Here is an 11,728-nt window from a genome sequence, read left to right on the forward strand (position 1 = left end):
CCCGGCATGGAATGGTTCCGCCTTCAGCTGCAGGCACTCAGCCTCCGGCGGCGAACCCACGCGCGTCCATGGTGATCATCGGCGCCGACAGGGCCGCGCCCAGCTGCCCACCGTCCCGACAACACCGCGCGGAGGCGCAACGAAGCGGTCTGTCCGCATTCACCCCAGAGCTTCCCGACGGCGGTCGCGCAATCGCCGACATCTGCCGAAATCCGAAATCCCCATAGCCATCGCCTGTGGCCCGCGGGTTCCTTCCTCGGGGACTTTCGTACGCCTGCCGGCGCCCGAAACTCTTCACGGAAGCGGACTGGCGGGTTTCAGGAATAAGGTAGAGCATAGCTGCCGTTCACGCCTCAGAGTCGCGCGACGACAGCTTCCGACCTTAGTTCGGCTCTTCCGAGCTGGCCGCGCCAGATCCATAAGCGGTCATTCACGGATTTAAGGTGATGGCTGCTACGCCCCTTGGCCGCCGATCGTCCGGAGTGCGCCGCTTCCCCAGGCCCTCCCATTTCGACAAGCCTAAATGCATGTCGCGCGAAAGTGTGCAGCGGTTTTGCGATAACGACATGCATAAAAACAAGAACTAAAAGCGCGTCGCTAGAATCCATTCAAACGCGACGCGCCTTTAGTCGACGGGAAAGAGCGGATCGATCGTCATTGGCTGCTCTCCGGCGCGTAATGGAGGATGACAACACCTGACTTGAGCGTCCTCGTCTCCAGATGCTTCAGGGGTATCCGGTTCGGGCCGCCCTTGAAGAGCGGCGTGCCTCTCCCGAGAATGACGGGGTTGATCCCGAGGTGATACTCGTCGATCAGGCCGTGCTCCATCAGGGTCGCCGTGAGGTCGGCGCTGCCGAACACGAAGATGTTTTCGCCGTCCCTGGTCTTCAGCTTGGAGACTTCTTCCGCGACATTGCCGTTGAAGAGCTTCGTGTTGTTCCAGTCGGCGCTTTTCAGCGTGCGCGAGAAGACCACCTTCTCGATCTTGTTCATGAAGTCCGCGATCCAGCCTTGCTCGGACGGCCAATAGGCTGCCATGAGCTCGTAGGTCACGCGGCCGAAGATCAGCGTGTCGGCCTTTTCCTGGGTCTCACGAATGTAGTTCTCGAGTTCTTCTTCGAAGACGAACCAGCTGATGTCCCTGTCCGGACCTTCGAAGAAGCCGTCGACGGTCACCATGTCCCATATGATCAGTTTTCTCATAGAACCCTCCTCCTTGTGTATCCCTTTGTGAATTCTCGGCCCTATCCCGCGAAGCGGAAGCGCATGTTGGTGATCTGCCCCGCTTCCGAGACTGCGGTCTTCTCCAGCCTGACCGGCTCCATGCCCTTCTGATTGAAGAGGCGGATGCCGTCGCCGATGAGGACGGGCGCGACATGGATGAGGACCTCGTCCACAAGCCCTAATTAGAGCCGACGGGAAGTCGCAGCATTTCAGCGGGATGCGACGAAGCGTTCCAGTTTGCCCAGAGTTTGCAGTCCCAGTTCCACGGCACCGAAGCCCTTCGCCTGCTGGAACTCGGCAGCCGTGCTGAATACCATGCCCAGCGTTACCTTCGTTGCCCCGACCTGATCCTCGAACGAGGCCCAGGCGTCGGCATGTTTCGGCCCGTTCTCGCCCCAAAGCAGCGTATAGCCGATCCTCTCCTCGGGCCGGACCTCGATATAAAGATGGTGGTTCGGGAAGATCGTGCCATCAGGCGCGATCATGTCGAATACCCATTCGCCGCCCGTGCGCAGATCGATCCTTTTCGTGCGACAGGAGTAGCCTTCCGGCCCCCACCATTGTGGCAGCGTTTCAGAGTTCATCCAGGCGCCCCACACGATGGATCGCGGCGCCTGAATCACCCGCTGCAGCACCATGGTTCGTTCAGCCGCGCCCGCGAGGTTGTCCAGACCAGCGCCGAAGCCTTCCCGATAGCCTGCCTCCATGTCCTCCGCCAGCGAGGAAAGCTGCACCGTCACGACCAGCCGGCTGCGCTCGTCAGCACCTTCGAATTCGGCTGTCACCAGCGCTGCTGATTGCGTCGCGCCTTCGGACGAGATCACCTCGTAGTTCACGCTGCACACCGCTGGGCGCAGCGCAAGCCAGCCATTCTCGCAGCGGATATCAGGCTGGCCTTCTACCTTGCAGAGCGAGGTCTCGCGGCCACCGACCCTGATGTCGGTTTCCAGGATTTCCACGGTGACCGAGGGCGATGGCGCAGCCCAGATCGCCCGCGCGGCCGGGGCCGTCCATGCCTCCCACAGCACGGCCAATGGCGCGGCCACGTCCCGTTCGAAGGTGAGCGTCGCAAAGCGGCCCTTCCTATCCTCAGGCACCGCACGGGCCGCACTGTCTGTAGCGAGGTTCTGTGTCATTCTTCGCTTTCCTTCATCACTTTCATCACAAATGCATCCAACCGGTCGAGCCGAGCCTCCCAGATGGCCCGCTGTTCATCGAGCCATGTCCGCACCGGATCCAGAGCCTCGGGTACGATGGCGCAGGTGCGTATCCGCCCGTCCTTGGACGTGGTGATCAACCCTGCCTCCTCCAGCACGGAAAGGTGCCGCATCACCGTGGGCAGCCGTAGTCCCGTGGGCCCAGCCAGATCCGTTACCCGCGCAGGTGTTTCGGCGAGCCGGGTCAGGATCGACCGGCGGGTCGGATCAGCGAGCGCGTGGAAGAGCAGCGAGAGATCAGGATCATGCTTAGCCATGTCGCTAACTATCGCCCAATTTGCCGGTGGCACAAGCGAAAACTTCGTCAAGTCGCTAAGTTTTTTCCGCCCAAACGCGCCGAGTTCTTGGAGCAGGCGGCTTCCAGTGCTCCTGCGCTTCGTTGAAGGCTACCGCAAGGCTGGCCTTCCCGACTAAAGAGCGCATCGTTTGGATCGCCGGCTTGCTCTGGTCAGGACATAGGCTCGTCTTTTGCCTGTGAGGGCAATGCCCGTGGATTTCATCGATCAATGTCCGTTGATGGCGCCCGAAGCGGCGCATTGCTGCCATTCGCAAAGAGGAGAATTAAAGGTCTCCGATGAGTCAAACTGGTATTCCGTCCCGGTACCACGCGTCGGATTTCACCACCGGGAAGACGGACCGCAGTGCCCGAGATTTTTGAGCGCCTGCCCGGCAAAAGCCATGATCCCCGCTATGTCAGGCGGGCATGACCGTTGCGAAAATCGAAAATGACGAAGTCCGATCAAGCCTTAACAGGCGAGCGCTGCTTAGGGCTGCCGGCCTTGCCGCACTGGCCGGGCTCGCTGGCTGCGCCACAGTACTGCCCACCGGCGAAGGCGCCGGTGTCTCGGCCTCGGCCGCCGGCAGGCTGGCGGGCATCCGCACTTCCGCCGGTCTTGGACCGCTTGTCCCCGATCCCCGGCTCGAGCAGGCAGCCCTGCAGCAGGCCGGCTATATGGCGCGCGGCGGCCGCATGACCCACACCACCGGCTGGGGCAAGGGATTTGCCTCGCGCGTCCGGGGCAACGGCATCGCCGGTGCCGCCGCCGAAAACATCGCCGCGGGCCGCTTCGACGAGCCTAAACTGTTCGATATCTGGATGCATTCGGCCGGCCATCGCCGCAACATGCTCGACCCGCGCTTCACGCGCTTTGGCCTGGCCTATGTCCGCGACGGCCGCGACAGCTCGCTGCGCTACTGGAGCCTGGTTCTGGGCAGATAGGGGTCGGGCAAACAGGGACCGGCACGCCGGCCCAATCCGCAGCCGTCATATGTGCGGCGCGCCCATCGGTTGCGGATCATCAGGCCGTCAGTCCTTGCGACCGAGCAATTCCCCGATGTCGCTGGCCGAAACCGGTTTGCTGAAATGATAGCCCTGCATTTCATCGCAGTTATTCCTGCGCAGGAAGGCCACCTGATCCTCTGTTTCGACGCCCTCGGCAATGACCCTCAGATTGAGCTTTTGACCCAATGAAATCACGGCGCTGGCGACAGCCTGATCGTTCTCGTCGGCGACGAGATCGTTGATGAAGGACTTGTCGATCTTCAGCCGCGCGACCGGAAAGGTCTTGAGCGCACTGAGGCTGGAATAGCCCGTTCCGAAATCGTCGATCGATATCTGAACGCCCAGGCTTTGCAGTTCGTTCATGGTCGCGACCGCCAGGTCGATATCCTGCATGATGAGGCTTTCGGTCACCTCCAGCTCGAGATACCCGGCCTCCAGACCGCTGTCCGCGAGCGCGTTGACGACGCGGCCGATCAGGTTCCTTTCCCTGAATTGCCGGGCCGACACATTGACGCAGATAGTCATCGGCGGCAGACCCGCGTCCTGCCAGTCCTTGTTCTGCCGGCAGGCTTCGTGCAGAACCCAGTCGCCGATCGGTACGATCAGGCCTGTCTCCTCGGCCGCCGGAATGAAGGCGGTCGGCGGTATCGTGCCCCGCGTCGGATGATTCCAGCGCACCAACGCTTCGACCGCGAAGACCTGTCCCGACCGAAGATCGACTTGCGGCTGATAGACAAGGGTGAATTCGGAACGGGCCAGGGCGTTTCGCAATTCCTCCTGAAGCACGAATTTTTCATGCGCCGTGGTGTTGAATTCGGGAGCATAGAACTGGAAATTGTCGCGACCGAACTCCTTCGCGCGGTACATGGCTGCATCGGCATTGGCCAGCAGCGCGTCCGGGTTCGCCCCATCCTTGGGGTAGCTTGCAATGCCGATACTGGCCGTCGCCCGCAGCCGATGCGCTCCGAGCTGAACCGGCTCCGCAATCGCCATACGGATTTTTTGCAGGGTCTCGGCGATGCGATCGACGTTCGTCGGCTGGTCGAACAGGACGATGACGAATTCGTCGCCGCCAAGCCGCACGACGGTATCAGTCGCCCTTACGCACTCGACCATGCGGGCGGCAACGGTCTTCAGCAGCTCGTCACCGGCATTATGGCCAAGCGTGTCGTTGACGAGCTTGAAATTGTCCAGATCGATGAACACCACCGTCACCCAACGATCGTATCGCTGCGCGTACAGGATCGCCTGCGAAAGCCGGTCCTCGAGCAAGGCGCGATTTGGGAGTCCGGTCAGCACATCATGGTTGGCCATGAAGTGGATCCGATCCTCGGCCAGCTTGCGCTCGATGGCGATCCCGGCGATGCGCGTCGTGAAATCGATGAGCCGGGTCTCGGCCTCGGTCGGTTCGCGCACCGTCGTCGAATACATCGCAAAGACGCCCAGCACGGCGCCCTGATGCGACAGGATCGGCGTCGACCAGCACGAACGATAGCCATGGGCCGCCGCCAGTTCGCGGTAATCCTCCCAATGCGGATCCTGCATGACGTCTGCGACGATCACCGGCTCGCGCCGGTAGGCGGCGGTTCCGCAGGATCCCACCTTGGGACCGATGGCAACCCCGTCGATGGCGTTCGTATAGTCTTTCGCCAAACCCGGCGCGGCGCCGTGCCGCAAATGGCTGCCATCCTTGTCGAGCAACAGGACGGACCCCAATATCCCCGTCAACTGGGATTCGACGAGGCGCATGAGGCGGTCGAGCACGTCTTCGAGCGGAGCGCTCGTCGCGATCATTTCCAGTATATGCGCCTGCCCGTCCCGAAGGACGTCCGCCTGCTTGCGGGCAGTGATGTCGCGGGCGATGCCTACCAGACCGAAGATGTCACTTTGAACATTGCGCAACGGCACCTTCGTCGACGAGAACCATTTGCCGGCGCCTGACGCATCGACCACAAACTCTTCCTCGTCGATCATCGGCTGTCCGCTGCGCAGCACGTCCTGCTCGATGGCGCGGAATTTCTGCGCGAGGTCCGGGGCATGAAGGTCAAAATCGGTCAAACCGATCATGTCGCTCGTCTTGTCCCGGCCATTGTCGGACGCAATGGCCCTGTTGGCCACGACGAAGCGGCTTTCGGTGTCCTTGACCCACATGTAGTCGGGTACCCAGTCGATCAGCGTTTGCAGCGACATGCGCTCGTCGACGATCAGGCGATTGGCGGCGAGTTCCGTAATGTCCTCATGTGTGGCGATCCAACTGCCGTCGGGCATCGGCCGGTGGCAGATCTGAATTGTCCGGCCGTCGATGAGATTGGCGGTCCAGTTTCTCGAGGCCGCTCCCGAATTGACCGCCCGGGCCAATGCGAGATAGGCATCGGCAGCCATCGCGGATGTCCCGGCAGCGACGCGGCGTTCGACGATTTCGCCCAGCGTCAGACCCGGCTGCAGTTGTTCGGGCGCAATGCGGTAAATCTCCGCATAGCGGCGGTTGCACAGGATGAGCCGTTCATCGGCGTCGAAAAAGCAGATGCCTTGCGAGATGTTGTCGATCGCCGTCTCGAACCGCAGCGCCTGGTCCTCGAGTGCTGCAATCGCAGCCCGAAGCTCGCGCTCGAGAATTTCGTACGAGGCGGTCGTCAGTTTCGCCAGCGCGGCCAGATTGGTCGATTCGGGCGCTTCGGCGGCTTGCCTCGATGATTTCGTGACCAAACGGAAATCCTCCGGCTCGGCGCTTAGGGCGAGGCACAGAAAGCTCGCCTGCAAGCTAAACGGGTGCATTGTGGTCCGGATATACTAATGGTCGGTGAACCGGCTCGATGCAGGAGGCCACCGGGCGTGGATTTCTCAAGGGCCACGGCTTGAGTTCGGGCCCGGATCGAACATCAGTCCATATGCGCGGCGGGACCGGCGGTCGGTCCGGCCCTTGGCTTGCGCAGCAGGAAAACAAACGGGATGGCAAGCAGCGTCATCATCATCAGCAGCTTGAAGTCATTGACGTAGGAAATCATCATCGCCTGGATATTGACCATGCCATCCACCTGGGAAAGCGCCGTCGGATCACCGCCCGCCGCTGCCGGCGACACCGCCCGCAGGTTGGGATTGAACGGATTGATGTAGGCCGAGAGTTCGGCATGATTGACCTGCGTGTTGCGTACCAGCAGAACCGTCACCACCGACACGCCGATCGACGAGCCAAGATTGCGCACCAGGGAAAACAGCGCCGTGGCATCGGTGCGGAAGCGTGCGTCGAGCGTGGCGAAGGCCACGGTCGACAGCGGCACGAACACCATTCCCATGCCCAGCCCCTGGATGACGCCGGAGCTGATGATCAGCCAATCGTCCATCTGCGGCGAGAAGCCGGACATCGTATGGAGCGATTGCGCGGTCAGGAGGAAGCCGATAACGACGAGGATCCGGGCATCGACCCTGTGCATGACGCGGCCGACCAGGAGCATCGAAATCATCGTGCCGACACCGCGTGGCCCTATGACGACACCGATGGTGACGGTCGGGTAGCCGAAGATGGTGGACAGCATTGGCGGCAGCAGCGACATGCTGGCAAGGATGAGCACGCCCATGACGAAGATGAAGGCCAGCCCGGTCACGAAATTGCGGTCGAGGAAGATCTTCGGGTCGATGAAGGGATGCTCCGCCGTCATCGTGTGAATGATGAACACCCAGAAGCCGGTTATCGAAAGACCTAGCTCGATCCAGATCTCGGCCGAGGAGAACCAGTCGACCTCGCCGCCGCGATCGAGCAGCAGCTGAAGCGCGCCGACGCCGAGCGATAACATGGCGAAGCCGAAAAAATCGAAGCTCCGCACCCGCCTGGCGATGCCGGGAAGATATGCGGCCAAGCCGAGGAAGGCGATGATGCCGACCGGCAGGTTGATGAAGAAGACCCAGCGCCAGTTGAAATTCTCGGTCAGCCAGCCACCCAAAGTCGGGCCGAGGATCGGTCCCAGCATTATGCCGGCGCCCCAGATGGCCATCGCCTGGCCGTGACGCTCCCTGGGGTTGATGTCGAGCAGGAAGGTCTGCGACAGCGGCACGATCGCCGCGCCGAACACGCCTTGCATGAGGCGGAACAGCACCATGGTTTCAAGGCTCCATGCCAGGCCGCACAGCATGGAGAAGACGGTGAAGCCAACCACTGCCGTCAGGAACAGTTCCTTGCGGCCAAGGCGGTCGGCAAGCCAGCCGGTGACCGGCGTCATGATGGCCGCGGCCACGATGTAGGACGTCAGCACCCAGTTGATGTTGTCGGGGGAGGCGCCGAGATCGCCGGTCATGGTCGGCAGCGCGACGTTGGCAATCGTCGTATCGAGCGCCTGCATGATCGTCGCCAGCATGAGCGCGACGGTGATCAGGCCGCGACGCGGCACTTCGCGAAAGGGTTCTGGCGTGCTCATGATGCGGAACTTCCGACAGGTAACAAAAACGTGTACACAAGAGCGACGTGCGTCCATTTGGACGCACAAAGTACGCTCTAGTACTTTGAGTCCGCGCATCGTGCTTTCTGAAAATCGATTCCGATTTTCGGGCCGATGCGCAAGGTTTCCGGGCGGCGAGGCCTTCCGTATGGAGAGACCCTCATCGCGGTGGGACGCGACTATCGATGTGGGGGTTACATCGACCGAGCGTCTCGATAAGACGGACGCCTGCCGCCCGGAAACCTGAGGACCGAAGGGGCTGCGTCGCGTTGTTCAGGCTTCGGTCAGGCCGCAACGCAGCCCGGTCCGAACCCCAACCCTCACCGCACGTCCCACCGGACCAATCCTGTCATCTCCTCTCGTGCATTTGCTCTCGCTGTGAGGCGAGAATTCTACTTCCGACGTCCTATTGCGCCTCACCCGCCGTGGCGTGGCCGAAGATACTGGGAAGCCCGCGGGAAACGCCGGTGTCCACCGTGACTGTCGCGCTCATGCCGGTGCGCAGCGCCATCCTGGCGTCGGCATCGGCCAGTTCCAGGCGCACCGGAATGCGCTGCGTGACCTTGACCCAGTTGCCGGTAGCGTTCTGGGCGGGCAGCAGCGAGAACTCGGCCCCCGTGCCGGCGCCGATAGCCTTGATCGTGGCTTCGAAGGTCTTGCCCGGATAGGTGTCGACCACGATTTCGGCCTTCTGGCCCGGCTTCATGTTGGTGAGCTGGGTTTCCTTGAAATTGGCATCGATCCAGGTGTCGCCGGTCTCGACCAGCGAGAACAGCGGCGTACCCGAGCCGACATACTGGCCGACCTTGAACGAGGCAGCCTGGCTGATGATGCCGTCGGCGGGCGCCCTGACCTTGGTCTGCGCCAGATCGTAGGCAGCTTTGTCGCGCGCGGCGAGTGCCGCCATCACGGTCGGATGCTCGTCGGTCTCGATATCGGGATTGCCGCCGAGGGCCGATTTGGCGCTGAGGATGCCCTGCTGGGCCACGGCCAGTTGCTGCCTGGCCTTGTCGAGATCGTTCCTGGCCTCGTCCAGCGACGACTTGGCATTGATGCCCTTGCGGGCAAGGTCGGCGGCCCGGTCGTATTGCGACTGCGCGTAGTCGACCTGGCTGGCGTCGGACTTCTCCTGCGCCACCGCCTGGCTGTAGGCCGCACGCAGCTGCTCGACATTGAGGCGCGCGCCGGCCACAGCCGCGTCGGCCTGGGCCAGCGCGATCCGGTAGGGCTCGGGATCGATGGCGAACAGCACGTCGCCCTGCTTGACAGACTGGTTGTCGAAAATGTCGACCTGAACGATGCGGCCCGCCGTATCGGCGGCGATCGACACCTTGGCCTGCTGCAGATTGGCGTTCTCGGTTTCCTGATAGCGGCCGCCGGTCACCCAGACATAGCTGCCGCCGGCGATCAGCGCTGCGGGCAGTGCGAACATCAAAAGAAAACGGCCGGCACGGCGCTTCTTCTTCGGCGCCAGCGGCGCCGGTGCTATTTGCGGAGCGACCTCCACCGGAGCCGCCGCCGGCTGCACGGGAGCTTCCATCTCCAGCTTGGTCGCATTCTCATCTACCTTGGCTACCGCGTTCATGCTGCTGCGCCTTCTGCACCCTTGATTTTCTCGCAGGACGGCGTTTCGCCGTCCGCCAGGTTTTCGGCCATCGCCTCCAGCGCCCTGATCAGGACGCGGCGATCCTCAGGCGACACGCCGGTCAGCGATTGCTCATAGACTTCGCCAGCAAGGCTCTTGACCTCCGCGTAAGCCTCACTCGCCTTGGCGGTCGGGAAGATCATGCGGACGCGGCGGTCGGCGGCGTCGGAACGGCGTTCGATCCAGCCGCCCTCCTCCATACGGTCGACAAGGCGCGACACGCTGATCGGTTCGATCTCGAGAAGCTCGGCGAGCCGCGCTTGCGTGATGCCTTCTTCCTTGGCGACGCGGACCATAAGCCGCCACTGCGCCGAGGAAAGGCCGAGCCCGCTGGCCTTCGCCTCGAAGCGCTTGCGCATCAGGCGCTGCACGTCGTGGATCAAAAAGCCCAGTCTGTCGATGCCGTCGGAAACCATAAGCGGCATATATTATAAGCGTGCTTATTATTCAAGACGCCGCATTGTGCCAGAAGCCGGCAAGTTGCATGGCAACCGCAGGAAGAGCGCTACAGCTCCAGGTTCCAGTTCTGGCCGACCAGATCCTTGCCGAAGGCGTGGTGGCGTTCCTCGTCGGCCAGCTTGAAGCCTGATGCCTCGTAGATGCGGCGCGCCGAGACAAGAATGTCGTTGGTCCACAGCGTCAGCGTCTTGTAGCCCCTGGCGCGGGCAAAACTCACGCATTCATCGACCAGCCGCTTGCCGATGCCAAGGCCGCGCGCCGAAGGCTCGACATAGAGCAGGCGCAGCTTCGCCACCGCGTCCGACTTGCGCACTACGAAGACCGAGCCGACGACCTCCCCTTCCCGCTCGGCGATCCAGCTGCGTTCCCATTTCGGATCGAAGGATTTGACGAAGGCGCCGAGGATTTCGGCGACCAGCGCCTCATAGGTTTCGTCCCAGCCATACTCCAGCGCGTAGAGCAGGCCCTGGCGATGGGTGATCCAGCCGATATCGCCGACCTGCAAAGGCCGCAGCATGTAGGGGACCTCGGGCTCCGCAGTCTCGTCCAGCAGGCGTTGCACCGTCAGCATGGCCTTGACCAGCCTGTCCTGGTCCAGAGCGGGAAGCCGGTCGAGCAAGGCCGCGACCTGATCGTGGGAACCCTGGTTCAGCGGCGCGAAGGCCGTTCTTCCCGCCGGCGTCATCGTGATCGACGAGCGCCGCGCATCGGCTTCCGTCGCTGTACGCTCGACCAGGCCGCGCTCCTCGAACTTCTTCAACAGCCGGCTGAGATAGCCGGGGTCGAGACCGAGATCGCGCGCCAGGTCAGTGGCGGTCAGGCCATCGCGATGCGCCAGTTCGTATAGCACCCGAGCCTCGGTCAGCGAGAAGGCGCTTTTCAGCCATCCTTCGTCGAGCAGGCCGATCTGGCGGGTGTAGAAGCGGTTGAAGGCCCGCACCGCATCGATCCGCTCCTTGCTGGGTTGATGATGAATCGTCATGGCATCCTCCTGCTCGCACAAGATCAACCATTTAGTTGACATAGTCAAGTATTTAGGAGATCGGCGGGCCGGTTCGACAGCATTCGCATCACCTCCACCTGGCTATGGCATGGCGGAACAGTGCCCGATTCTGGTAGTTGAATCGCTGAGGCGCCGGTAACGTCATCATTCCGGAGCGGCACGGCTGAATTAGGCTCTCGCGCGCCTTGACTCTCGCGAGCCGCCGGCTTATCTCACCGCCACGTTAGCACTCGCCATCGGTGAGTGCTAACCAGGTCCGGCGCCGCCGGATGGAGGAACTGTTCTCACCATTCTCATCGAGGAATAAAAAATGGCAAAGTCGAAGTTCCGCCCGCTTCATGACCGCGTGGTCGTACGCCGGGTTGAATCCGAATCCAAGACCGCCGGCGGGATCATCATCCCGGATACGGCGAAGGAAAAGCCGCAGGAAGGCGAGATCATCGCCGTCGGTTCCGGCGCCCGCGACGA

General features: G+C 62.3%; 11 protein-coding genes. 2 read left to right on the forward strand and 9 right to left on the reverse strand.

The genetic code is table 11. From position 1 onward, the window contains the following. Positions 1 to 654: 654 nt before the first annotated feature. From IQ26_RS37875 to IQ26_RS37890, 4 genes are read right to left on the reverse strand one after another with little or no spacing between them, the layout of a single operon-like run. Complete coding sequence (locus IQ26_RS37875; protein WP_145723441.1) at positions 655 to 1,203, reverse strand: dihydrofolate reductase family protein; 549 nt, start codon at positions 1,201 to 1,203, stop codon at positions 655 to 657. A gap of 41 nt (positions 1,204 to 1,244) precedes the next feature. After that, entirely contained in the window at positions 1,245 to 1,397 is a 153-nt protein-coding gene (locus tag IQ26_RS37880) for a dihydrofolate reductase family protein (RefSeq protein WP_145723442.1), read from the reverse strand. A 36-nt stretch (positions 1,398 to 1,433) separates the two neighbouring features. Continuing rightward, positions 1,434 to 2,360 (reverse strand): SRPBCC family protein, encoded by a 927-nt coding sequence (locus IQ26_RS37885; protein ID WP_145723443.1) that lies wholly within the window; start codon positions 2,358 to 2,360, stop codon positions 1,434 to 1,436. Next, positions 2,357 to 2,698 (reverse strand): ArsR/SmtB family transcription factor, encoded by a 342-nt coding sequence (locus IQ26_RS37890; RefSeq protein ID WP_145723444.1) that lies wholly within the window; start codon positions 2,696 to 2,698, stop codon positions 2,357 to 2,359. Before IQ26_RS37890 ends, IQ26_RS37885 begins: the two co-directional genes overlap by 4 nt. A gap of 446 nt (positions 2,699 to 3,144) precedes the next feature. Between IQ26_RS37890 and IQ26_RS37895 the strand changes: the two genes are divergently transcribed. Continuing rightward, on the forward strand, positions 3,145 to 3,660 hold the full coding sequence (locus tag IQ26_RS37895) for a CAP domain-containing protein (RefSeq protein ID WP_145723445.1): 516 nt from the start codon (positions 3,145 to 3,147) through the stop codon (positions 3,658 to 3,660). An 87-nt stretch (positions 3,661 to 3,747) separates the two neighbouring features. Here the strand turns inward: IQ26_RS37895 and IQ26_RS37900 are convergent, their stop codons facing one another. The 5 genes from IQ26_RS37900 to IQ26_RS37920 all read right to left on the reverse strand — a co-directional run bounded on the left by IQ26_RS37900 (position 3,748) and on the right by IQ26_RS37920 (position 11,239). Then, the gene (locus IQ26_RS37900; RefSeq protein WP_145723446.1) at positions 3,748 to 6,429 is read right to left on the reverse strand and encodes an EAL domain-containing protein; all 2,682 of its coding nucleotides are present in this window, start codon (positions 6,427 to 6,429) and stop codon (positions 3,748 to 3,750) included. 173 nt (positions 6,430 to 6,602) lie between these two features. Beyond that, positions 6,603 to 8,132 carry a DHA2 family efflux MFS transporter permease subunit gene (locus IQ26_RS37905; RefSeq protein WP_145723447.1) on the reverse strand — a complete coding sequence of 510 codons (1,530 nt, stop codon included), beginning with the start codon at positions 8,130 to 8,132 and terminating at the stop codon, positions 6,603 to 6,605. A gap of 427 nt (positions 8,133 to 8,559) precedes the next feature. Next, positions 8,560 to 9,738 (reverse strand): HlyD family secretion protein, encoded by a 1,179-nt coding sequence (locus IQ26_RS37910; RefSeq protein WP_145723448.1) that lies wholly within the window; start codon positions 9,736 to 9,738, stop codon positions 8,560 to 8,562. Next, a complete protein-coding gene (locus tag IQ26_RS37915; RefSeq protein ID WP_145723451.1) occupies positions 9,735 to 10,214 on the reverse strand; it encodes a MarR family winged helix-turn-helix transcriptional regulator in 480 nt (159 codons plus the stop codon). The genes IQ26_RS37910 and IQ26_RS37915 overlap by 4 nt, the downstream gene beginning before the upstream one ends. 89 nt (positions 10,215 to 10,303) lie before the next feature. Continuing rightward, positions 10,304 to 11,239 (reverse strand): bifunctional helix-turn-helix transcriptional regulator/GNAT family N-acetyltransferase, encoded by a 936-nt coding sequence (locus IQ26_RS37920; RefSeq protein ID WP_145723449.1) that lies wholly within the window; start codon positions 11,237 to 11,239, stop codon positions 10,304 to 10,306. Positions 11,240 to 11,570: 331 nt separating this feature from the next. On the opposite strand from IQ26_RS37920, the gene IQ26_RS37925 reads away from it, so the two are divergent. Next, positions 11,571 to 11,728, forward strand: a 158-nt coding sequence (locus IQ26_RS37925; RefSeq protein WP_145723450.1) for a co-chaperone GroES, incomplete at its 3' end; no start/stop codon positions are given.

The organism is Mesorhizobium tianshanense, assembly GCF_007830515.1.
Taxonomy (GTDB): domain Bacteria; phylum Pseudomonadota; class Alphaproteobacteria; order Rhizobiales; family Rhizobiaceae; genus Mesorhizobium; species Mesorhizobium tianshanense.